The organism is Burkholderia sp. AU31624 (genome assembly GCF_020420065.1).
Classification (GTDB): Bacteria; Pseudomonadota; Gammaproteobacteria; order Burkholderiales; family Burkholderiaceae; genus Burkholderia.
In genome coordinates this window covers 87,061-109,920 of record NZ_JAIZRT010000014.1, presented here as the reverse complement: position 1 = coordinate 109,920, position 22,860 = coordinate 87,061, and the positions used below count along the sequence as shown (strand labels likewise).

Sequence of the window (22,860 nt, the reverse complement as noted above, 5' to 3'; positions counted from 1 at the left end):
ACTTACTTTAGTGTGAGACTCTTGATACTTTCGCTATCTGATCCGAGGATCAGCTCGCTTCCATCAAGCGCCCACACTTATCGGCTGTTAATTTTTAAAGAGCATTCTGCGAGGAACTTCGTGTTTCCCGGCAGCGCTGCGTTTTCAGCAGCAGAGAAGCGAGATTATCAACCGTTTTTTTAAATCCGTCAACAACTTTTTTAACTACTTCGTTGCGACGACTGCGGTTTTATTCCGTTTGCGCTGGAGTCGTTAAAACCGACATCAACAGCACCGCTTCCCTTCTTTCCCCCGCGCTGCGTTTCCGTTAGCGCGAAAGAGGCGTGATTCTAAGCACCTGCCCCAGTCTCCGCAACCCCTTTTGTGAAATTATTTTGACATGGGGTGCCGGAGGCGCTGAACCGCTCTATTAGTCATATAGAAGCGACACGGCAGGAGCAGCCTCGGTTGCCCGTGAACCGCCCCGCCGCATCGAACGCAACCCACCGTCGCTCACCGCCCCACCATCGCCCTCACCACGCCGTCCCGCCGAATCAGCCCGTGATACAGCGCCGCGGCAAAGTGCGCGAGGAAGGTCGCGAAGAACAGATAGGCCAGCACCCGGTGCGCGACCCGGAGCCAGGCAAACGTCACCGGATCAGCCGACACCAGCGCCGGCAGCTGCACACCACCGCCCAGCGTCACCGGATACCCGCCCGCCGACAGCATCGCCCATCCGATCAGCGGCATCGCGAGCATCAGTGCATACAGCACGAGATGCGACCCGTGCGCGGCAACCTTCTGCCACCACGGCAGATCCTCGGGCAATGCCGGCGGCTTCGACAGAACCCGCACCACGATCCGCACGCACACGAGCACCAGCACGGCAATACCCAGCGGCTTGTGGATCGCCACCAGAAGCGCATGCCGCTCGGAAACTGACGCCACCATCCCCACCCCGATGAACAGCATCGCGATGATCATCGCGGCCATCACCCAGTGCAGCACCCGCGCCGGCAAGCCAAACGTCGTCGAAGCCTTCATCACCGTCCCTCCCCACTCAATCGCGCCACGCCCGCTACCCCGGCCTCTTCACTCGTCCTGCGCAGATATGAATCCGCGTAAGCCGCCGACCGCGCCGGCAGCAACGGATCTCCCGACACCTGAATCCCCTGCGGCAGCACCGTCGGGTCGTAATTCACGTCGCGGCACGGCCCGCTGTCCTGCGCCTCCACGTGGTCGAGCACGAGCGTGCCCGCATCGATCGTCGTGCGCTGCGCGGGCCAGACCTTCGTCGCGTCGTCCACCGGGTCGCCAGGCTCCGCCAGCGTGACCAGCAGCTTCCACTTCTGCGCACCGGCCGCGATCCGCTGCGTCACGTCCTGCTGCAGCACGTTCGGGTCCGCGGCCGTCGCGACGTCGCCGGCGCCGGCCGTCTGCTCCGGCACGACGCGCCACCGCACCGCCTGACGCTTGCCCGCCGCGTCGACGAAGTAGAACGCGTTCAACCCGTAATAGCTCTCGGTGACGTAACTCGCGCTCGGCTTCGCACCTTTGATCCACCGCAGGAACGCGGCCGTCTCCGGATGCGCGCCGAAAAACGCCTTCACCTTCGCCGGGTCGGGCTTGCCCGTCTTCGGATCGGGCCGGGTTGCTATCAATTGCGCGTAGAACGCCTGCGGCGTCGCGACCGGAAACACGGGCATCGCGTTCATCCCGGTGCGCCATTGCTCGCCGTCCGGCGCGGTGAGCCTCAGCGCGAGGCTGCGGATCGGCACGCTGCTGTCGGGTGCATACGGATTCCCGCCCGGCAACGCGAACCGCCCGACCACCGGCGTGCGCACCGCCTTGAAGAACGGCGCGACCGAATACGCGCTCGCCGCACCGTTGCCTTCGAAGTAACCGGTCACGCACACGCCCTTCGCGTGATTGCGCCGGAAGCCCGGGTGAATGCCGCCGCCGGCCGTCTGCAACGCGTCGACGATCCGGTGTGGGGTCAGACGCGCCGGCGCGAGCCAGCCGCCGACATACCCGAACGCCACGGCCACGCCGGCCACCGCGCCGCCGATCGCGGCCCAGCGCCACCACCCGCGTCCGGGCTCGCGCTGCGGCGAAGAAGAGGAAGAAGATCGCTCCATAGATAGGCTCCCGACCGTCAGGTCATTGTCGAACCCGCGTAGGACGCCGCCCGCACCGCTTTATTCCACGAAAAGTTTTTTCGTATGCTGGTGGAATAAGCGGCGCCAACCGGCGTCCTACGTGGCATCTCGACCCATTCGGCAACCGGCCCGGCCATGCCCTCCACCGCCCTCGACGACGAAGCACTACGCGAACTCCTCCCCAGGCTGCGACGCTTCGCACTCTGGCTGGCCCGCGACGTCCATGCGGCCGACGATCTCGTCCAGTCGACGCTCGAGCGCGCGCTGTCGCGCTGGACGAGCCGCCGCGACGACGCGTCGCTGCGCAGCTGGCTCTTCACGATCCTGTACCGGCAGTTTCTCGACGGCAAACGCAGCGCGAAGCGCTATGCGTGGCTGCTTGGGCGCATTCGCGACGACGATGAAGCGCACTGGCCGTCCGCCGAACGCGAATTCGCGGCGCGCGCGACGCTCGAAGCATTCGGCCGGCTCTCCGACGAGCAGCGCAGCCTGCTGCTGCTCGTCGCGGTCGAGGGCTTCACCTATCAGGAAGTCGCCGACCTGCTCGACATTCCGATCGGCACCGTGATGTCGCGGCTCTCCCGCGCGCGCCAGGCGCTGCGTCAGCTCAGCGACGGCGAACTTCCCGCTCCTTCTCTCCGGTTGATGAAGAAATGAACACGCCTCCGAACGAACATGACCTTCAGGCCTATGTCGACGGCCAGCTCGACGACGATGCGCGTGCCGCGGTCGAGCGCTATCTCGCGCTGCATCCGGCGCGCGCGGAACAGGTGAAGCAATGGCAGCAGGATGCGCAGCGGTTGCGGGCCGCGCTCGAAAGCGTGCGGATGCCGGCGGACAATCCCGCGCTGGATCCGGCGGCGATTCGTGGCCGGCGGGCCGATCGCGCGCGCATGCGGTTCGCGATGGCGGCTTCGTTCGTGTTCTGCATCGGGCTCGGGACGTTCGGCGGCTGGCAGGCGCGCGGGTGGAACGCGCCGCCGCCCATCGCGCCGATGAGCGATGCGGTCAAGGCTTACCAGATGATGGTGGTCGATCGGACGGCCAAGGTCGATTACCGGCCGACCGGTGCGGGCGATTTGCAGGGATGGCTCACCAAAGGCGTGGGCGCGTCGGCGAAGCTGCCGGATTTGAGCGCGGCGGGGTTCAGGCCGGTCGGTGGGCGGTTGTTCACGACGGACAGCGGGGCGACTGCCGCGATGGTGCTCTATGAGGACGAGGCCGGACGGGCGCTGAGCTTCTATCTCCGGCCGGCGGAATCGAAACATCGGCTGCTGCCGGCCGGGCAACGGGTGGACGGTGCGCTGCTCGCGCGGTATGGATCGGTGAACGGGCTCAACTACGCGGTGGTCGGGCCGACGGGGAGTCTTGGCGAAAAGGCAGTCGTGCAGGCGCTCGACCAGCAGACTTGAAGTGGCAGGATGCGCGCCCGGCTGGCTGTTGGTGGCGGCCGCCGGCGCCTTTGGTGGGGCGGCCCGGCGGGCTTGAACGGGCGCCCGCTCACCATTCGCCTGCACAGCGTTTCGAGTGACTCTCCCTGGCTGTTATGCACATCGCGCCACGCCCGCGCCCTCACCTTTGGAATCACAGGGTTTCGAGTTGCTGCGGAACAGGATATCCACATCGATCACGGGTAAGCGATCCGGCTTCCAGCGAGGGCTACGATCCTGTCCGTCCAGGTAGCGTCGCCACGGAGACCTGGCTGCCGGCAAGCATCTTGTTCGTCCGGCGTACGAACACCCAGTGCCAAACCCAGAGGAAAACCGCGACACCACCCGCGATGGAGCCAATGGCATTGGGTATCAACGAAAGAACCTGCGCGAGACACCACCCGATGCCGCTGGTCCGGCCGAACGAGCGCAACCCCGACAGAGCCGGATTGATACGAGACTCCGCTTCCAGGGACTTCGCCACGTTGGAAATAATGAAGAAGTCCTCGATGAAGTTGTAGGGCAAGAGGAACATCAGCCAGACGCTGTTGGGTTCGGCCGCACGCGATTCTCGGTTGACCGATTTCAGGGTCGTCCTGAGGTCGCTCGCGTAGGCATAGACCAGCGCCAGGAAAACCGCGATGACGACGATGCTGCCGATCGCCCCAAGCACCGCTATTTCGCCGAGAACGCCCCCGTCTACGGAGGGATGGACAAGGGGATAGGCAAGCCCAAAGGCAATGGGGATGCTCAGAATGGCTTTGAGAATGGTCCGTGCAGTTGCGCTCATGTGTATCGGAGGGAATCGGTGCGTTGTCACGGGCAGCATAGCGAACGGTCATCCTCGCTGGGCGACTTTGTCCTGGCATATGCCGCCTTCTCTCGCGACGCTCGCCGAGTCGGTGCCTGAAGCGCGTCGGGAATCGTGGAGTCGACTTGTATGAAAGCGCGATATCCACGACCCGTGAGGTAATGCGAACATCCTCGCCGAATTCGCGTACCCTCACCCGTTGAATGCACAGGATTTCGAGTGCGTTGGCTGCTCGATATCCACAAGGCATTCCATCACGACGGATCGCGCCAGCAGGCTCCACATCGCCTGCGCTATTCCGGAAAATCCCTGTCAGACGAGGCGTTCGGGCTGATTCGCATGGTCGAATGCATGGCGCTCACCTGTCCGACGCACAGCGATTCGACTGGTTGGGTGTGTGAGTTGTCCACATACACGCTGTGGACAAGCGCACGAACACGTTGCACGTTCCGCATGCACCCCGTTCTCAGCGCTTGCTTCTCTCCGTTCAGTCGCGTGCTCGAACATTCTGATCGGCTTGTCGAGGTCAACATTCGCCGAGATCCGCACCCAACTGGTGATCCGGGCAAACGCTCACCTTGTGTCAGCACAGCGTTTCGCATCGTTTTGTGCCGCAGTTGTCCACACGTGAAGGCTGACGACCTTCACCACCTCCGAAGTCACTTGGTCAGATAAACCCTGAGAATCTCGCCAGTTTCCGGAGAAACGACGTACTGGATCGACGTCCCGAGCGGACTCGCGTTACCGAGCCCGCGCATGCCCGGCGGCATCTTCGCCGAGAACGTCACGCGGATGACGGCGTCCTCGGGCTTCGGATCGACCTTGGCGGCACTTGCATCCTCGATGCAGATCTCGAAGTTGCGCAGGTCTTGCCCGGTCTTCGCAAATTCCTCATAGGCGGACTTCAGGCCGAGCAACGTCGAGGTATTGAGCCAGACGGAACAACGATCGATCCTGCCGAAATTCAGCTTGCTCATGGTGTTCTCCGGATATTACTGGTTAGGACCGATGTCGTACTGCGCGATCATGCCCATCACGATTGCTCCGTTGCGTTCACGTCCGCGTGTCGTCCTTGCGCAGACCGCTACGTTCCAGCACCTCTCGCAGGCACACCGGACACACGAGCTCACCGGCGTCCCACATCTGCACGAACGTGGCCCGATCACCGATGCGAAACGTCGATTCAACGATGTCGATGTCCGGCCCGAGCACCTTCCGCAAGAACGCTTCGTCAAACCAATGCGTGGCCCCATGCTCCACGCTGGCATTGGTCACCCGCACGACGTGACAATCGCGGATCACGTCGATCGACAAGATAGCGGCCTCGATATCCGGTGAGGTTCGCGTCGGTCGGATCAAGCCGTGCAACTCGCAGCGCGCGTCCCCGCTCGACCACTTCGCATTCGCCGCGACGACGGACGTGTCGAACGCTTGCTCTTTCGTCGTCGGTTTATAGGGCGCCTCGCCGGAACGCACGAGCAGCTCGTCCAGGCATGCCGAACACAGACGCTCCCGCAAGCGCTCCAGCGCCGCGATCTTCGGAAACGCCGTCACGTGCGCAACGTTGTCGATAAAGGTCGCATCGACCTCGTGCTCGGCAAGTTCAGCACGCAGCATCCACCTTTCCAGGCTGTATTTCCGTCGGTCGAGCGAAACCTTCACGAGCTCGCCGGACATGAACTGCCCGCGCTGCCGGATGCGCGCGGCAATGCCCTTCGATGTCGTGATGCCGTTGTCGTGTCCGTGCCGACCGCAGTGAATGGGGCCCATTACCCGCTCCGGTTGCGGGCAGCGCTCGCGTTGCCCAAGTCTTGCTTCGGTTTCATCGTGTCGGTCGTCATCTTCGATGGCTCAGGGTTCGAACTCGACCGTCGCATGTCGCGACGAGAAATATACGGTGATCGCCCTGCTTCCTTCGCAAGCCATCCGACGATCTTTGCAACGTCCTCGCCGGACAGCTTCCCGACACGATCGACGAACACCCGATAGTCGAGATCGAACTTCACGTTGAATCGCTCGCCTTGGTAGCGGCAACACAGGACATTGGCCTCCGGCATCGACGCGCGCTGCTCGAGCACGATGTCGCCCGGATGTTGCTGCAACCGGCGTACGACGGCATCGATCTCGAGTGCGTCGAGCCGGGCCAACGAAGAATCGCTCATCTGTCGCGAGCCTGTGCGCCAGTCCTTCGCATCCTGAATGCCGGCGATTCTACAGACACAGCGGCTCGCGCATCGTCCGATGCGTCTCACAGCTTGCCGCTTCGTTCATCCGATCACCGCACGCAGTGCATATCCTGCACGGATCACAGTCGACGGACTGTGCTTATCCAAAGGTGTTAACAGAGTTCGTATACATACGTAGTGATAGTTAACAAACCCTGTGCCTCACAGTGGATAACGTCCCTAACCCCATGAATTCTCGACGGGAAGCGGAATGCATAACCCTGGGTGCGCGACGTGAACAGCTCCCGGCAGCACAGAACAACTTTTCGTCGATTCACAGCCGCGGCGACATATCCTCAATCGTTCCACTGTGAATCCAGAGGCTTGCCGGATGGTTATCCAGAGGGCAATGTGGATAACACCACAGCGCATCGACGCGTTTTGCTGTGATGCGAACAGGTGAAGGCAGCGTTCGCGGCATCGCCACGCAACATCGATCGTCGGCCTCCGCGCACGCCGATTCAAAAAATTTTCACGAAGGGGCTTGTGCTCCTCAAAAACCCTCTCTATAATTCGCGGCTTCTTAGGCTCGTAGCTCAGTTGGTTAGAGCACCACCTTGACATGGTGGGGGTCGTTGGTTCGAATCCAATCGAGCCTACCAACGAACAAATGAAGGGGTCTGGCAGCACAACTTGCCTACAGGCAATGCGGCTCGCCAACATACAAACGCCACGCGGCAACATCGCGTGGCGTTTTTCTTTTTCCGGCCGAAACGACGCATGTCGCCCCGATGCGTGGCGCGATCCACGGCATCGCATCCTTCCTCGCCGACACCTCGATCCGCCATACAACGGCCACTACGCCGCGCGTAGAATCGTGTGCGCATCGACGCGGCGGCTCCGACCGTCGTCCGATCTCCCACACATCAAAACAACGACGCGCGATCCGCGCGACTGAGAGCACACGACCATGTCCGACGTCACGACCGCCACGTCATTCGCGAGCAACGACGAGATCGCCGCTTACGTCGGCAAGAAAGCCGCCTGGTTCGAAAGGAAGTGGGAGATCGCCGCGTCGCGAAAGAACCGGCAGTCGTGGAACTGGGCAGCCTGTTTCCTCGGCCCGGTGTGGATGGCGTATCGCTGCATGTACTGGCAGGCGGCGGCCGTCCTTGGCGTGACGCTCGCGACCACGCTGGTCGAGCTGCTGTTCTTCCCGCGTTACTTCGAATCGACCACGTTCGACCCGGTCACCATCGGGATCGCGGTCACGCTCGGCTGGTGCGGGAACAGCCTCTACAGGACGCACGTCGAACGCAGGATCGAAAAACTACGCTCGAGCGCGACGTCCCGCGAATCGTTGCTCGCGTTGCTGGAAGCGCAGGGCGGCACGAACTGGCTCGCGGCAGCCGGTTTCGCGATCGCGACGCCGTTGCTCGGCGTCTTGATCTACCTCGTGGCCGGAACGTATTGAGCGCAGGAGCCGGCGGCCGGTAAAGCAGGGCGGCAGGGCGAAGAAAAAGGTCGCATCGCGGCCGCGCATGCGCACGGCACCCGACGCGTGATCCCGCCACCCTCAATGCAGGTGCTTCAACTTGTCAGGATTCCGCACGACATAGACCGCGACGATTTTCCCGTCCTCGATCTCGAGCGCCGTGGTCTGCAGCTCGCCGTCCGCTTCCTGCGTCACGAAACCCGGCAGCCCGTTGATGAACCCCGCACGCACGAGCTTCGACGCATGCGTGGCGAACAGCCTGGCCAGGTACTCGTGCACCTTCATCACACGCTCGAAGCCGAGCACCGGGATGCCCGCGGCCGGGCGTTTGCCGCCGCCATCCGCGTGCAGGCTCACGTCCTCGGCGAGCATCGCGCCGAGCGCGCGCATGTCGCCGCTGCGTGACGCCGCAAAAAACGCTTCCGCCAATTCGATTCCGCGTTGCTTCTCGACATGGAAGCGCGGCCGCGCCTCGCGCACATGCGTGCGGGCCCGCGCAGCGAGCTGGCGGCACGCGGCCGGGTCGCGCTGGATCGTCGTGGCCACTTCGTCGAACTCGAGGCCGAACACGTCGTGCAGCAGGAACGCCGCGCGTTCGAGCGGGGAGAGCCGTTCGAGCGCGAGCAGCAGCGGCAGCGTGACGTCTTCCTGTTCGTCTTCCTCGACGACCGGCTCGGGCAGCCACGGGCCGACATAGGTCTCGCGCTGGTGCCGCGCGGACTTCAGCTGGTCGAGGCACATGCGCATCACCATGCGGCGCAGGAACGCTTCAGGCACGCGCACCTCGGTGCGGTCGACGTCCATCCAGCGGATGAACGCCTCCTGCACCATGTCCTCGGCATCCGCGACGGAACCGAGCATCCGGTATGCGACGCGGATCAGCGTGCGGCGCAGCGGGTCGAAGCTCGCCGCCGCATCGGCCCGTGCATCGACGCTGCCGTTGGCCGGGTCGAGGTTCGGCATCAGGCCACCATCTTCGCGGCGGCGGCCTTTGCTTCGGCCGGTTCGATCCACAGCCCGAAGCCGACCGCGAGCCGGTTCCAGCCGTTGATCACGTTGATCATCAGCGTGAGTTTCACCTGTTCCTCCTGGCTGAAGTGGTCGTTCAGCGCCGCGTAGGCCGCTTCGTGCGCCGCGTGGTCCTCCGACAGCCGCGTGAGCGCGTCGGTCCAGCCGAGCGCCGCGCGTTCGCGTTCGGTGTAGCAGGGCGCTTCGCGCCACGCGGACAGCAGGTAGATGCGCTGCTCGGTCTCGCCTTGCTCGCGGGCTTCGGCCGCGTGCATGTTAATGCAGTTCGCGCATGCGTTGATCTGCGATGCGCGGATCTTGACCAGCTCGACCAGCGTCGGCTCGAGGCTCTGCGCGGCGGCGACCGAGACGGTCATCCAGTGCTTCATCAGGGCGGGCGCGGCGGCAAACGGGTTGAGTTTCTCAGTCATGGTCCTTCTCCTTTCGTGTGGGTTCCGGTGACATGACGAGCGAGCCCCCCGCGTATGTGACATCGACGCAAAATTTTTTTTGAAGCCGGTGAGCAGGTCGGCGTGGAAGGCCGCGGGGGAAGGGCGGGCAGGTGCTCGTCGAACGCAAACGCGGCGAGCATGCTTCGCGCGCCCACGCAGGTCAGACGATTTCGCATTTACATCAGGGAAACGATCACGGCCGCGCGAACGCCCGCGGCGTGCGTCGATCACAACGGCCGACGCATGCCCTTCCGCACGCCCCTCGATACGCGCTGATGTCAGCAATTGGCAACTGATCGGTTGCTTTCATTTACATTTATCTGCCGTTTCATCCGCATCTCGGTCAGCAACATTCACATTTCTGGCCCATACTGTTCTGCACGGGCAGATGAAGTGACGCCGCATCCGCGGCCCGGCGCGCGCGCCGGCTGCCCGACGACGCAGCAGCAGGTCGCACGTCAGCCGCGCGCATCACGCGCAAGGCTTTCCTTTTTCCGGCAACACGCAACGCAGCGAACCGCGACGTGGACGGTAAACCGATGAGCCTCCTTGCCTCACAGCTTCAGCGCCGTTACCAGGACGTGCGCGCCCATAGCGTCGCGTTGACCGCGACGTTGTCCGCCGAGGACCAGGCCGTGCAGTCGATGCCCGACGCCAGTCCGACGAAATGGCACCTCGCGCATACGACCTGGTTCTTCGAAACCGTCGTGCTGATGCGCCGCGTGCCCGGCTACGCGCCGTTCGACGCGACCTTCCAGTTCCTCTTCAATTCCTATTACGAAGCGCTCGGCCCGCGCCATCCGCGGCCGCAACGCGGGCTGCTCTCGCGCCCGTCGCTCGACGAGGTGCATGCGTACCGGCAATACGTCGACGACGCGATGCTGCGCGCGCTGGCCGGCGCCGACGCGGCGTTGCTCGAGACGATCGCGCCCGAGGTCGTGCTTGGCCTGCATCACGAGCAGCAGCATCAGGAGCTGATCGTCACCGACATGCTGCATGCGTTCTCGTGCAACCCGCTGAAGCCGGCGTTCCGGCCGCGCAACGGGACGGACGCTGGCGCGATGGCCGCGGGCGACGCCGGCGCGCAGCGCTGGCTGCATCAGCCGGGCGGGCTTGTCGAGATCGGTCACGACGGCGAGGCGTTCTCGTTCGACAACGAACGGCCGCGTCATACCGCGCTCGTGCGGCCATACGAGATCGCGAACCGCCTGGTGACGAATGCGGAATTCGCGGCGTTCGTCGCGGACGGCGGCTATACGCGCCCCGAGTTCTGGCTGTCGGACGGCTGGGCGACGGTGCAGCGGGAAGGGTGGCAAGGGCCCGCGTACTGGATGCCCGACGACGACGATGCGGCCGCCACGCGCGTGCGGCGCACGTTCGGCCTGCACGGCGTCGAGCCGCTCGCACCCGACGCACCGGTGTGCCACGTGAGCTTCTACGAAGCGGCCGCGTACGCGGAATGGGCCGGCGCGCGCCTGCCGACCGAATTCGAATGGGAAGCCGCGTTCCCCGCCGAAGGCATCCGGCAGATGCTCGGGCACGTGTGGCAATGGACGCGCTCGTCCTACGAGCCGTATCCGGGCTTTCGGCCGCTCGTCGGGGTGGCGGCCGAATACAACGGCAAGTTCATGGTCGGCCAGCAAGTCCTGCGCGGCAGCAGCATCGCGACGCCGCCCGGACACGAACGGCCGACGTACCGCAATTTCTTTCCGCCGGCCGCGCGCTGGCAATTCACGGGGGTGCGACTTGCGCGAGACGTCTGACCGGACGGCCACGAGCGGTGGCCAGCAACCCGCCCGCGATTCGCGGCCGAGCGCGTTCGAGCGCGACCTGATCGACGGGCTGTCGCGTACGCCGCGCAGCATTCCGCCGAAATACTTCTACGATGCGGCCGGCTCCACGTTGTTCGATCGCATCTGCGAGCTGCCCGAGTATTACCCGACCCGCACCGAACTCGGCATCCTGCGCGATCGCGCGGCCGAGATCGTGCGGCGCGTCGGCCCGCATGCGGAACTCGTCGAATTCGGCGCGGGCTCGCTCGAGAAGATCCGCGTGCTGCTCGACGCGTTCGCGGGCAACTACGCGAATGCGCCGGCGCGCTACGTGCCGGTCGATATCTCGGCCGACTACCTGCACGATGCCGCCGCCCGGCTGCGTGCCGCGTATCCGTGGCTCGACGTCGCGCCGATCGCGGCCGACTACACGAAGGCCGAGCAACTGGCCGAGCTGACCGCGACACCGGCGCGGCGCATCGGCTTCTTTCCCGGTTCGACGATCGGCAACTTCGCGCCGGAAGAAGCCGATACGTTCCTGCGCGATGCCGCGCGGCTGCTGCGTGGCGGCGGCTTGCTGGTCGGCGCGGATCTCGTGAAGGACGAGCGCACGCTGCACGACGCGTACAACGATGCGCAGGGCGTGACCGCGCAGTTCAACCTGAACCTGCTGGTGCGCGCGAATACCGAGCTTGGTGCGGATTTCAACGTCGACGCGTTCTCGCATTGCGCGTTCTACGACCCCGTGCGACAGCGCATCGAGATGCATCTCGTCAGCGACGTCGCGCAGACGGTGCACGTGCGTGGCCACGCATTCCGCTTCGACGCCGGCGAGCGCATCCACACGGAGAATTCGCACAAGTTCACGATCGACGGCTTCCATGCGATCGCACGCCGCGCCGGATTCGTGCCCGATACCGTGTGGACCGACGCGGACAACCTGTTCAGCGTGCACTGGCTGCGCAGCGTCGACGATATCCGCGCGTGATGCACGTGCTTGCGAACCGCCCGCGGATAGTGCGGGCGGTTCGCTTTCGGTGTTTTCCAGTTCACGCCTGCGCGTGCCGATCACCCGGTTTCGTGCCGAACCCCCCTTTTTTACCGGCCCGATGCACCGCTGCAACGGTGTTTGGAATGCCGCCTCTTCCTTGTCCTGCAAGGCTTGGTGGGCGCCTGTAAACGTCCGTTACCTGTCTCGCATACCCGTTTCACCTGTGTCTGTGTCCGGTGCCTAGACTCCGAACCGTATTCACATGACGCACGACACGTGCAGGGAGTTGCGAGATGAACAAGAAACTCATTCTCGGTGCAGTTCTCGGTGTAGCGGCGCTGGCAGCTTCGGGCGTCGCATCGGCCCACGTCGACCTGTCGGTCGGCATCGGTGTACCCACCTATGTGGCGCCGGCGCCCGTCTACGTGGCGCCGCCTCCGCCCGTCATGTACGCGCCGGTCGGCTATCGCGACGACGGTTGGCGTGGCGACGGCTGGCGTCAGCGCGAATGGCGCGAACACGAGTGGCGCCGCCGTGAATGGCGCGAGCACGAGTGGCGCGATCGCGGCGGCTGGCGTGGCGGCCGCTGGGATTGAGCGAAGCGGCTCGACTTGATCGCCACATGAGGAGAATGAAAACATGACGCCCATTCGACACATCAGGCTGTATGCCACCGCGGCCGTCGTTGCGCTTGCCACCATCGGCAGCGCGCACGCGGCGGGCTGCATGAAGGGCGCGGTGGTCGGCGGTGTGGCCGGCCACTATGCGGGGCACCATGCGGTCGTCGGCGCGGTGGGCGGTTGTATCGTCGGCCACCACATGGCGAAGAAGCAGGCGCAGGAGCAGGCCGCGCAACACAGGGCCGCCGCGCAGGGCATGCAGCCGGCGCAGTAAGCGTCAACGTCACCGGGGCGGCGCTGCGGCGCCGCGCCCACCTGCCTCGTTCCCCGCTCAAGCACGATCCGGATTGATCTGACGAATGCGCGTCGCGCGCGTCGTTACGATCATTTACAACGTCGTGTGGCGCGAATCCGGCGCGTTCATAGAATGCAGTCACACGAACGCGCTCCAGGGAGCACAAGATGAAACAGCAACGATATCTGTCCGTACTGACGGCCGCGCTGCTCGCGCTCGGCACAGTGTCCGCGTATGCCGCAGCCGGCGGCAATGGCGGTGGAAACGGTGGTGGTGGCGGTCATGGTGCAGGTGGCCTGGGCGGGAATGCAGGCGGCATGTCCGCTGGCCACATGAGCGGCCAGGCGCTGAGCAACTCGAACGGCATGCACGCGGGCGACCGCGACAAGGGCCTGTCGCGCGCGGCCGACCGCTCAGACACGATCGCCGATCGCGCCGGCGCGCAGCCGGGCCGCGGTCACACGCACGCCCATGCGCATGGCCACACGACGCACGTGTCGACGTCCACGCATCATTCGCATCGCCACGCATTGGGCCGCACGCTTTAAGCGCGGCGCGCAATCGTGACGGAAGGGCGCTTCGGCGCCCTTTTTTCATGGCGGGAATGCAACGCGGCTGTCGCGCGAAAACATCGTGCCGACCCGATTTGCAACCAGCGGTAACCGCGCCGCGAACGGGCGCGAATACGGATCGCTTACACGCGTGTAACAGACCGGAAATCGGCGCAAGGCGCGCGCATGACGAGCGCGCCAGGCCGCGTCGAGAAAGCCGATAAAAAAGGGCGGCTCATCGCCGCCCTTCGTTTCAGCGCCCGGCGCTCGCCAGGGGCACTGCAGGTTCAAACAACGCGTCCGCCTGTCTGACGCGCACGAAGCGCGCCGCATCGTCGCCGTCCACCAGCGCCCGGAAATGCGCCTCGCCGCACGCGAGCTTCGCCCGCTCGTGCTCGCTCGGCACGTGGCCGTCCGCATTCGGCGTATCGACGACGAAGTACAGCCGTTCGCCGCCGTCCTGTTCCGCGAGCACCGCCCAGTCCGGGTGATAGCTGCCGAGCGGCGTCTGCACGCGGAACCACGCAGGCAGCTTCGCGTACAGCTTCACGCCGTCGTGCGCCTCGAGCGCATCGGCGAACGCACGCTCCGCGTCCGTCTCGCACACGACCGCCTCGTGGATCGACTTCTGCGCATCGGGCCGCAGGTTGCGCAGGTAGCCGGTCAGCGCCTCGCTCTCGAACGATTCAAGCGCATGCACATGACGCTCGCCGAGCTTGTGGTACGCGATGCCCGCGACGAGCGCGAGCCGCTTGCAGCGGTTGATCGCATCGGCCGCGACCGCGATGAACTGCTGCGGATTCACGCGGAAATCCTCGAGCCGGCCGCTGTCGGCCAGGATCGTCGCGAGCGAACGGCGCGTGAGCTGCGTGCGGTCCTGCAGTTCGGTGAGCAGGTCGGGCAGCGGCAGCTCGCCTTCGTCGAGCAGCACCGTGCCGGCGCCGGCCACCTCGATCGCCTCGATGCCGGCCTTGCCGATGTCGATCTCGGCCTTGCGCCATTGCAGCCGGGCGCGCGCGATGTCCGGCGCGTCGTGCAGCGCGGCCGCGCAGTCGCGCACGAGCTTCGCGTTGTCGAACTCGACGCGGTACACGGTGCGATGGCGGATGCGGTCCCACAACGCGCGGAAATCCTCGCCGAACACGACGGCCTTGCCCGACGCATCGCGCCGCAGCGCGATCGCACGGCGCTCGTCCGCGTTGCGCACCGCAAAGCGGCCCGACAGCTTGCGCAGCGTCGCGACGATCGGCGCGCGCAGCATCTCGAACGCCTCCGGCAGCACCAGCGCGCTCTGGCGCAGCGCATCCTTCAGCCGGTCGAGCACCTTGCCCTGCGCGTCGACGTAGCCTTGCTCGTGCAGGTGGTTCCACAGCACGCGCGACAGCTCGACGCCGAGCGCATGCGCGGGCCCGTCGCCTTCCTGCACGGGCAGCGCCGCGAACTGGTGTTCCTCGACGATCCCGAACCGGATGCCCGTATCGGCCTCGATTTCCTTCTGCAGGTTCTCCGCGAACGACTCGTAGCGCTCGGTCGCGATCACAGTGAGCGTGTTCACGCCCGGATCGCGCACGCGTTCGCCGTCCTGGTCGACGGCGAGGCGCAGCCCGCGGCCGAGCGTCTGGCGGCGCTCGCGTTCGGTCTGGATGTCGCGCAACGTGCAGATCTGGAACACGTTCGGGTTGTCCCAGCCTTCCTTCAGCGCCGAGTGCGAGAAGATGAACTTCAGCGGCGTGTCGAACGACAGCAGCGCTTCCTTCTCGCGCATGATCAGGCCGTACGCACGCTCCGCGTTCTCGCGCGCCGCGGCGCTGCTTTCGCTCGTATCGGTCCAGCCGCCCTTGCGGTCGATCGAGAAGTAGCCGTTGTGCGCGCGGCCGACTTCGAGCGCGACGTCGACGCCGTCGAACAGTGCGCGATAGGCCGGCACGCGTGCCGCACGTGCGTATTCCTCTTCGAAGATCAGCGCGTAGTCGCCCTTCGCGGGCATGCCGTTCTCGTCGTAGCGGCGATAGCGCTCGACCGAATCGACGAAGAACAGCGACAGCACCTTCACGCCGCGTTCGGCCAGGCGCAGCTCCTTGTCGAGATGCTCGCGAATCGTGCGGCGGATCATCTCGCGCTGCACGGCGAGCGTGTCGATGTCGCCGAACGCCTCGCCGAGCGACAGGAACGCCTCGCCTTCCGGATGGCGCAGCTCGACGTATTCGGCGCCCTTCACCGCATGGACTTCGCCGATCCGCAGCCCCGCGTACAGCGCGCGCTTGGTCAGGCGTTCGAGATCGTCGCCGTCGGTGGCCGACACGATCTGGCGTTTCACGCCGGCCGTCGTCGCGACGTCGAGCTCGATGCGCGCGCTGATCGCGCCGCGCCGGTTCGACACGCCGACGAGCCGCACGTACGGCTTGTTGTGCGCATCCTCGACGATCGCCGACGCGATCTCGATCTGCTTGACCAGCTTGCGCTCGTACGCGTCGACCGCGTCGAGCCGGTACACCATGTGGTGACGGTCGACGTGCGTGGCCGAATAGCGCAGCGTGCAGAGCGGCGCCATCGCGGCGAGCGCTTCGCGGCCGCGGCCTTCGAGCCCGCCGTCGACGCTTTGCGGCTCGTCGACGATCACGATCGGCCGCGTCGCGCGGATCAGGTCGATCGGCTTCTCGCCGCCGGTCTTCTCGCTGTCCTTGTAGAGGTTGTTGATTTCCTTCTTGTTGATCGCCGCGACCGTCATCACCATGATCTGGATCGCCGCGCTCGCCGCGAAGTGGCGCACCTGGCCGAGCTTCGCGGAGTCGTACAGGAAGTAGTCGTACGGCACGCCCGCATACAGCGCGCGGAAGTGATCCTCGGTGATCGCGAGCGTCTTGTGCACGCCTTCCTTGATCGCGATCGACGGCACGACGATCACGAACTTCGTGAAGCCGTAGCGGCGGTTCAGCTCGAAGATCGTGCGCAGGTACACGTAGGTCTTGCCGGTGCCGGTTTCCATCTCGACGGTGAAGTCGCGCGAGCCGGGCAGGCCGGACGGCGGCAGCCCGCCGCGCAGCTGCACGTCGGCGAGATTGCGCGCGAGCGCGTCGTCTGTCAGCGACAGCCGGTTGCCGACGCCCTGTTCCGACACCGCGAAGCCGAGCGAGCCTTGCGCGGCGGCCGTCGTGCCGGGCGCGGCGTTCGCGAGCACGCTGAAGTCGCCACGATACGATTCCTGGCCGCGAAACAGGTCGCAGACGGCGTCGATCGCCTCACGCTGGTAGTCGAGATCCGCTTCGAAATGCAGCCGCATCACAGGCTCCGCACGCGCTTCACGCCGTGCTGTTCGAGCAGCGCGGCGAGATTGAGCTTCGCGACGTCGTCGACGAAACCGCTGTCGCGGAACAGGCACGTGACGTCGTGCGTCGTGCCGGTCGCATCGAGCAGGTCGACGATGCCGTCGGCCAGCGGCCCCGCGTCGTCGCGCGAAATGCGTGCATCGAAGCACGCGACGATCGAGCGCCCGATGAGGTGCACGGTCTTGCCCGCCACCGGGTGATGCTCGACCGGCGTACACAGGTCGAGGCCGAGCTTCAGCGTCAGCTCGGCGAGCAGGTCGTCCTCGGTGCGGCCGGTCTTCACGTGCTCGACGGACGCGAAGAGCGCGTGGTCGAAGTCGTCGCGGCGCGGGTCCCACTCGATCACGTTGGTCGTGTCGAGCCGGTACACGCGAAAGCCGAGGTCGCCATAGCTTTCCGGATAGTCGCGCGCGACCTGTTGCGCGGCGCGGCGCAGGCGCTCCTTCGTGATTTCGGCGAGCGTCAGCGGCTTCTTCAGCTTCGCGCAGAAGTCGGCGGCTGCCGTCTGCGTCTTGTCGCGGCGGTCGAGCGCCTCGGGCAGCTGCACGAGGATGTAGCGGCGCGCGCCGCCGTCGGTCGCGTTCACCTGCATCACCGCGTGGCCGGTCGAGCCGGAACCGGCGAAGCAGTCGAGCACGATGTCGTCGCCGCGCGTGCACCAGCCGATCACGGCCGCCGCGAAATCGACCGGCTTCGGCAGGTCGAACGGGATGCCGAGCGTCTTCAGCAGCGCGTCGTCGGAGCCGGCGAACGGCAGCACCGACGGCACGTTCTCGTACATGTTCTCGTCGAGGTAGTAGATCCGCTGCGGCTGCGTGGTTTCATCCGCGCCGAATTCGATCTGGCCGCGCTCGATCAGCGCCTGCATCGTCGCGGGCGGGTTGCGCCAGCCGCGCGCCGGCATCGCGCACGGCTTGCCGGTGACCGGGTGGATCAGCGGCGTGAAATACTCGTCCGGCGCCTTCTTCTTGTTCGGCCAGGCCATCGACACGAGGCGGTACACGCGGCCTTCCGGCGACAGCCGGTCGTACATCACCTCGCCGCCGGACAGGTTGGTCTGCGCCTTCATCCATGCGCGGTACGCCTTCTGCGCGTCCTTCGCGTTGCCGCTGCGGTACACGGCGTCGTGCGCGGCGTCGAGCATGCGCTGCGCATTGCGTTTCGGGCGCTTGAGCGGCGCCTGTTCGAGCAGCGTCTCGGCGTTGCGCGCGAACAGCACCAGCGATTCGTGCTGGTACGCGACGCCGCGCGCGTCGCCCTTCGGGTTGCGCTTGTCCCACACGGCCACGCCGAGCTCGTTCTCCTCGCCGAAGATCTCGCGCAGCATCAGCACCAGCGCATGCACTTCATGCTCGTCGATGTGCACGGCGATCAGCCCTTCGTCGGACAGCAGCGCGTGCGCGAGCTTCAGGCGCGGATACATCATGTTCAGCCAGTCGGTGTGGAACCGGCCGTTCGCCTCGGTGTTGGTGCTGCGCTTCACGCCGCCCTGGGTCTGTCCGGTCATCGCCAGGTAGTGGCGGATGCTGTCGCTGAAGTCGTCCGGATAGACGAAATCGCTGCCGGTGTTGTACGGCGGGTCGATGTAGAAGAGCTTCACCTTGCCCGCGTAGCTCTTGTGCAGCAGCTTCATCACGTCGAGGTTGTCGCCCTCGATCACGAGATGGCGCGTGTCGTCCCACGCGACGCTGTCGTCGGGGCAGGGCCGCAGCGTGCCCGTCGACGGCGTGAGCGCGGCCTGGCGCGCGCTGCGCTTGCCGTGCCAGTGGAAGCCGTAGCGCTCGTCGGCGTCGCCGACCGTGCGGTCGCCGACCAGCGCCTTCAGCACGTCGACATCGACCGACGCGCCGTCGGGGCCTTCGGTCACGAGTTCGGGGAACAGCGCCTTCAGGCGCGCGACGTTGTCGGCGGTGAAATCCGTCGACATCGCCTGCGGGCTGGCCGCATCGAGTTTCTGCATCGTCTTTTCCATCGGAGCCCGGCCGCGCGCGCCAGGACATCGGGCGCACTCACGGCAGCGGCGGCAACGGCCACCCGGGCAAACCCGAAACGCTATCGAGTCACCCGGCCGAGGTCAAGCGCCGATGTGAGGCGATCGTGCGGGCATCGGCCGCGATTGCCCGCCGGACGGGCCGCAAGCGGCTTCGGGCGGGTTGTCGCAAGGTCGGCCGGCGGCCGCCTGGAGGGTATCCGCCGGAGCCCGCCGGAAAGGACGAAAAAAAGGGCACGGTCGGCGCCCAGCGCCGGCGTGCCCGCATGGAGAATCCCGGACGGAGGGTGGGACGGGGCCCGTCGGGCCCCGTTTCGGGTCAGAAGCGCGTGCGGATGCCCGACGTCAGTTCGAGCTGGTTCTTCGCGCCGAACGTCGACGACACCGTGTAGCCGCCATGCAGCTTCATGTAGTCGCCGGCCAGGTAGACCTCGGTGCGCTTGCTCAGGTGGTAGAACACCGACCCGTAGATCGTCTCCTTGAAGCCGTTGGCGACGCCGTTGGTCAGGCTGAACGCGCCGAGGTTGGCGTTCGGCGTGAAGCCGTCCGCGTTGTTCGCGGCGTTCTTGATGCGCATCTGCTGGTAGCCGAGCTCGTAGTCGAGCGCGCCCTTCGGCGCGATCTTCATCGACACCGTCCACGAATCGTCGTGACGCTGGCCGAGCGAGCCCTGGTCGCCGTTGTAGCGGAAGTAGCCGGCGTTCAGGCGCACGATGTCGAACGTGTAGTTGCCGCCGACCGAGAACGTCTGGTTCCGGTAACCGTCGTGGTTCACGTGGTTGTAGAAGCCCGACACGTTGAACGGCCCGCCGTTGTAGCCGAGCGCGACCTGGTACGCGGAGCCGGTCGCGAACGCGGTCGAGTTGCTGAACTGGTAGCCGGCGCTCGCGAAGATGCCGTTGCTGAACAGCTTCTTCCACGCGACGCCGTTGTTGTAGCGCGTGCCGGTCGGGCCGGCCGCGTAGAAGATCATCTGCTTGAAGTTGTTCGAGTTGGTCCAGCCGCCTTCCTCGGTCGACAGCTTCGAGGAACCGTACGCATCGCCGTAGATCGTGGACGCATCGCGGGCGATCGTGTTCTGGAAGCCGGCCGTCAGCTTGCCGAAGCGCTCGTCCTCGACGCCCACCCATGCGTCGCGGTCGAAGATCTGGCCTTCGTCTTCCATCTGGCCGTTCGCGACCACGAATTCGCTTTCGAGGCGGAAGATGATCTTCGTGCCGCCGCCGATGTCTTCAGCGCCCTTCAGGCCCCAGCGGCTGCCGCTGAACCACGGCTCGCCTGCGTTGCCCATCCCGATCACGTGATTGCCGTTCGCGTCGGCGTGGGTCCGGTAGGTCGGAAAGCTCAGGTCCATCAGGCCGTAGAGCTGCACGCTCGACTGCGCATGCGCGTGGGTGCCGGCGCACAGGCCAGCCGCCGCGATGGAAAGGGCAAGGGTTTTTCGTTTCAAGATCGTCTCCTCCGAGCTGCCGCATTGGAATCTGGTCGTTGGCAGTACGCAATGTATGCCGACTCTTGCCGGCCACAGCGAGAGGGCCGACGCGTAGCATCGTAGAGGGTGCAATCCTTCACGACGCTTTCCCGGCCGCAAGAATCGGATCGGTGAAAACACCGAACGCGCAACAATCGCGGATCGGGCAGGCGGACGGAAGCAGGCAAGCCGGGGGCGCCGGCATGCATCGATGACGTTTCGTGCTACGAATCGGTATTCAGGGCGCGCGAAGCGGCCCGTCAGTCCTGCGTGCTCTTCATGCGCAGGATGTAACCGAGCCCGCGCAGCGTGATGATCTCGGCCGTGCTGCCCGCGAGATGCTTGCGCAGCCGGTGGATGTAGATGTCGATCGCGTCGGCGCTCGGCTCGTCGTCGAGCGCGAACACGCTGTCCATCAGGCGGGCCTTCGACACCGTCTTGTTCTGCTGCAGCATCAGCGTTTCGAGGATCGCATGCTCGCGCCGGCGCAGCGCGAGCACCGTGTCGCCGCAGCGGAATTCGCGCGTGCCGAATGCGTAGACGAGATCGCCGCACACGAGCTGCGTCGTGCCGACGCCGGCCTGCCGGCGGATCAGTGCGCGGATGCGGGCCACCAGCTCGCGCGATTCGAACGGCTTCACGACGTAGTCGTCGGCGCCCGCGCCGAAGCAGTCGACCTTGTCGTCGACCGAGCCGTGCGCGGTCAGCATCAGCACCGGCACGTTGTCGTTGCGGCGCCGCAGCCGCGCGAGCACTTCCTTGCCGCTGATGCCGGGCAGGCGCATGTCGAGCAGCACCGCGTCGTAGCGTTCGGTCTTCAGCACCGTGTCGGCGCGCTCGCCGTCGCCGACGGCATCGACCGCGAAATCCTCGCCGCGCAGCAGGTTCACGATCCAGTGCGCGAGTTCGGCGTTGTCTTCGACCAGCAGGAGTTTCATGACGGCCTTCTCTTCATTCGTAGGCGGGCAGCCGGACGGTTACGACGATACCGCGATTGCCGGCTCCCGGCGCGAGCGACACGCTGCCGCCGTGCGCCTGCGCGATCTCGCGGACGATCGCGAGCCCGAGGCCCGAGCCTTCGGTGTCGGCCGACACGCGGTAGAACCGCTTGAACACGTGCGGCCGCGCTTCGGCCGGGATACCGGGGCCGTTGTCGACGACGTCGAGCACGATCGCGTCGCCATCGCGGCGGCCGCAGACCGTCACGCAGCCGCCCGGCTGCGTATAGCGCACCGCGTTGTCGACGAGGTTCATCACCAGCGCGGTCAGCAGGCTGTCGCTGCCGGCGACGTCGAGCCGTTCGCCGAGGTCGGCGCCGAGATCGATATTGCGCTGCTGCGCGAGCACGATCGTTTCCTCCAGCACGCTCGATACCACGGCCGCGAGATCGACGCGATGGGTCAGCAGCGTCGACGGCGTCGCTTCCGCATGCGCGAGCAGCAGCAGCTTGTCGGTCACGTCGGCCATCTTGCGGCTGCTGCGCTGCATGCTGTCGAGCACCGATGCGAGTTCACGATCGTCGTTGCCGCGCTGCTGCGCGTACTGAATCTGCGTATCGAGCACCGCGATCGGCGTGCGCAGCTGATGCGCGGCATCCGCGATGAAACGGCGCTGCGTGGCCGTGTGCGTGTTGAGCCGCGCGATGCACTGGTTGATCGCGTCGACGATCGGCCGCAACTCGTGCTGCAGCCGCTCGGGGCGGATCGGCTCCAGCTCCATCGGGCCGCGGTCGGCCACGTCGTCCTTCAGCTTCATCAGCGGGCGCAGCTCGAGCGTGAGGCCGAGATAGACGAGCACCACCGCGAGCACCAGCATCAGCGACAGACGCACGAGCTGCGGCCGCCAGATCGTCGCGACCATCGCGCCGTAAGAACGCGTCGTCTTCGCGACGACCACCGTCACCGTCTCGATCTGCCCCTCGTCGTACAGCTGACGGTCATAGGCCACCGCGCGCAGCGGCACGCCGTCGAGCGACGTGTCGTACAGCGTCGGCTCGACGCCGTGCCGTGCCGGCAGGTCGAGCGCAGGATTGCCGGCGAGCAGGCCGTCGTGGCCGTCGATCACCTTGTAGAACACCGAGTCGCGCGACGGCGATTCGAAGATCTCCAGCGCGGCGGGCGGCACGTCGGCCGCCGGCCGCCCGTCGCGCCATTCGATGTCCTCGCCGATCGTGCGCGCCGACGCGACGAGCGCGCTGTCCTGCACGAGCGCGGCCGTGGTCCGCGCGGTGTCGTATGACATCGCGCCGGCGATCAGCACGAACACCGCGAGCGGCAGCAGCAGCCACCACAGCAGCCGTCCGCGCAGGCTGTGCGCCATCCCGTTGCGCTCCTTCTCCGAAATGC

21 protein-coding genes and 1 tRNA gene are annotated in these 22,860 nt (G+C 65.8%); 9 read left to right on the top strand and 13 right to left on the bottom strand.

The features are described 5' to 3' along the window. Window positions 1-492 precede the first annotated feature (492 nt). Together LGM89_RS35765 and LGM89_RS35760 are read right to left on the bottom strand one after the other, a co-directional pair. Window positions 493-1,023: a cytochrome b gene (locus tag LGM89_RS35765; protein WP_171026769.1), complete on the bottom strand. Its 531-nt coding sequence runs from the start codon at window positions 1,021-1,023 to the stop codon at window positions 493-495. Beyond that, window positions 1,023-2,117 (bottom strand): catalase family peroxidase, encoded by a 1,095-nt coding sequence (locus LGM89_RS35760; protein WP_226275621.1) that lies wholly within the window; start codon window positions 2,115-2,117, stop codon window positions 1,023-1,025. Before LGM89_RS35760 ends, LGM89_RS35765 begins: the two co-directional genes overlap by 1 nt. A gap of 156 nt (window positions 2,118-2,273) precedes the next feature. Between LGM89_RS35760 and LGM89_RS35755 the strand changes: the two genes are divergently transcribed. Then, window positions 2,274-2,795, top strand: coding sequence for a sigma-70 family RNA polymerase sigma factor (locus tag LGM89_RS35755; RefSeq protein ID WP_089493773.1), 522 nt, complete (start codon window positions 2,274-2,276; stop codon window positions 2,793-2,795). Next, window positions 2,792-3,550, top strand: coding sequence for an anti-sigma factor family protein (locus tag LGM89_RS35750; RefSeq protein ID WP_226275619.1), 759 nt, complete (start codon window positions 2,792-2,794; stop codon window positions 3,548-3,550). The genes LGM89_RS35755 and LGM89_RS35750 overlap by 4 nt, the downstream gene beginning before the upstream one ends. A 247-nt stretch (window positions 3,551-3,797) precedes the next feature. On the opposite strand, the gene LGM89_RS35745 is transcribed toward LGM89_RS35750, so the two are convergent. The 4 genes from LGM89_RS35745 to LGM89_RS35730 form a co-directional block, all read right to left on the bottom strand. Beyond that, window positions 3,798-4,358: a hypothetical protein gene (locus LGM89_RS35745; protein ID WP_226275617.1), complete on the bottom strand. Its 561-nt coding sequence runs from the start codon at window positions 4,356-4,358 to the stop codon at window positions 3,798-3,800. A gap of 680 nt (window positions 4,359-5,038) precedes the next feature. Then, window positions 5,039-5,356 carry a hypothetical protein gene (locus tag LGM89_RS35740; RefSeq protein WP_226275615.1) on the bottom strand — a complete coding sequence of 106 codons (318 nt, stop codon included), beginning with the start codon at window positions 5,354-5,356 and terminating at the stop codon, window positions 5,039-5,041. A gap of 76 nt (window positions 5,357-5,432) precedes the next feature. Then, window positions 5,433-6,149: a hypothetical protein gene (locus LGM89_RS35735; protein ID WP_226275613.1), complete on the bottom strand. Its 717-nt coding sequence runs from the start codon at window positions 6,147-6,149 to the stop codon at window positions 5,433-5,435. After that, the gene (locus LGM89_RS35730) at window positions 6,149-6,526 is read right to left on the bottom strand and encodes a hypothetical protein (protein ID WP_226275611.1); all 378 of its coding nucleotides are present in this window, start codon (window positions 6,524-6,526) and stop codon (window positions 6,149-6,151) included. Before LGM89_RS35730 ends, LGM89_RS35735 begins: the two co-directional genes overlap by 1 nt. 603 nt (window positions 6,527-7,129) lie before the next feature. Between LGM89_RS35730 and LGM89_RS35725 the strand changes: the two genes are divergently transcribed. Further along, a tRNA-Val gene (locus tag LGM89_RS35725) sits at window positions 7,130-7,206 on the top strand. A gap of 308 nt (window positions 7,207-7,514) precedes the next feature. Then, complete coding sequence (locus tag LGM89_RS35720; RefSeq protein WP_226275609.1) at window positions 7,515-8,018, top strand: DUF2628 domain-containing protein; 504 nt, start codon at window positions 7,515-7,517, stop codon at window positions 8,016-8,018. A 102-nt stretch (window positions 8,019-8,120) separates the two neighbouring features. Here LGM89_RS35720 and LGM89_RS35715 read toward each other — a convergent pair whose 3' ends face one another. Then, entirely contained in the window at window positions 8,121-9,002 is an 882-nt protein-coding gene (locus tag LGM89_RS35715) for a sigma-70 family RNA polymerase sigma factor (protein WP_226275607.1), read from the bottom strand. Then, window positions 9,002-9,478, bottom strand: coding sequence for a carboxymuconolactone decarboxylase family protein (locus LGM89_RS35710; protein ID WP_226275605.1), 477 nt, complete (start codon window positions 9,476-9,478; stop codon window positions 9,002-9,004). The genes LGM89_RS35715 and LGM89_RS35710 overlap by 1 nt, the downstream gene beginning before the upstream one ends. Before the next feature lie 560 nt (window positions 9,479-10,038). Between LGM89_RS35710 and egtB the strand changes: the two genes are divergently transcribed. The 5 genes from egtB to LGM89_RS35685 all read left to right on the top strand — a co-directional run bounded on the left by egtB (window position 10,039) and on the right by LGM89_RS35685 (window position 13,725). Next, a complete protein-coding gene (egtB, locus tag LGM89_RS35705; RefSeq protein ID WP_226275604.1) occupies window positions 10,039-11,262 on the top strand; it encodes an ergothioneine biosynthesis protein EgtB in 1,224 nt (407 codons plus the stop codon). After that, complete coding sequence (gene egtD, locus LGM89_RS35700) at window positions 11,246-12,259, top strand: L-histidine N(alpha)-methyltransferase (RefSeq protein ID WP_226275601.1); 1,014 nt, start codon at window positions 11,246-11,248, stop codon at window positions 12,257-12,259. The genes egtB and egtD overlap by 17 nt, the downstream gene beginning before the upstream one ends. A 296-nt stretch (window positions 12,260-12,555) precedes the next feature. Continuing rightward, window positions 12,556-12,858, top strand: a complete 303-nt coding sequence (locus LGM89_RS35695) for a hypothetical protein (protein ID WP_089471846.1) — start codon at window positions 12,556-12,558, stop codon at window positions 12,856-12,858. 43 nt (window positions 12,859-12,901) lie between these two features. Further along, a complete protein-coding gene (locus LGM89_RS35690; RefSeq protein WP_226275599.1) occupies window positions 12,902-13,156 on the top strand; it encodes a hypothetical protein in 255 nt (84 codons plus the stop codon). Between the two features lie 188 nt (window positions 13,157-13,344). Beyond that, window positions 13,345-13,725: a hypothetical protein gene (locus LGM89_RS35685; RefSeq protein ID WP_089493784.1), complete on the top strand. Its 381-nt coding sequence runs from the start codon at window positions 13,345-13,347 to the stop codon at window positions 13,723-13,725. 256 nt (window positions 13,726-13,981) lie between these two features. On the opposite strand, the gene LGM89_RS35680 is transcribed toward LGM89_RS35685, so the two are convergent. The 5 genes from LGM89_RS35680 to LGM89_RS35660 all read right to left on the bottom strand — a co-directional run bounded on the left by LGM89_RS35680 (window position 13,982) and on the right by LGM89_RS35660 (window position 22,834). Continuing rightward, window positions 13,982-17,008 carry a type III restriction-modification system endonuclease gene (locus tag LGM89_RS35680; RefSeq protein WP_226275597.1) on the bottom strand — a complete coding sequence of 1,009 codons (3,027 nt, stop codon included), beginning with the start codon at window positions 17,006-17,008 and terminating at the stop codon, window positions 13,982-13,984. Beyond that, complete coding sequence (locus tag LGM89_RS35675; RefSeq protein WP_226275595.1) at window positions 17,008-19,026, bottom strand: site-specific DNA-methyltransferase; 2,019 nt, start codon at window positions 19,024-19,026, stop codon at window positions 17,008-17,010. Before LGM89_RS35675 ends, LGM89_RS35680 begins: the two co-directional genes overlap by 1 nt. A 337-nt stretch (window positions 19,027-19,363) precedes the next feature. Then, complete coding sequence (locus tag LGM89_RS35670; protein WP_226275593.1) at window positions 19,364-20,494, bottom strand: porin; 1,131 nt, start codon at window positions 20,492-20,494, stop codon at window positions 19,364-19,366. A gap of 281 nt (window positions 20,495-20,775) precedes the next feature. Then, window positions 20,776-21,453, bottom strand: a complete 678-nt coding sequence (locus LGM89_RS35665; RefSeq protein ID WP_175237685.1) for a response regulator — start codon at window positions 21,451-21,453, stop codon at window positions 20,776-20,778. A gap of 13 nt (window positions 21,454-21,466) precedes the next feature. Next, window positions 21,467-22,834 carry a sensor histidine kinase gene (locus LGM89_RS35660; RefSeq protein WP_226275623.1) on the bottom strand — a complete coding sequence of 456 codons (1,368 nt, stop codon included), beginning with the start codon at window positions 22,832-22,834 and terminating at the stop codon, window positions 21,467-21,469. Window positions 22,835-22,860 lie beyond the last annotated feature (26 nt).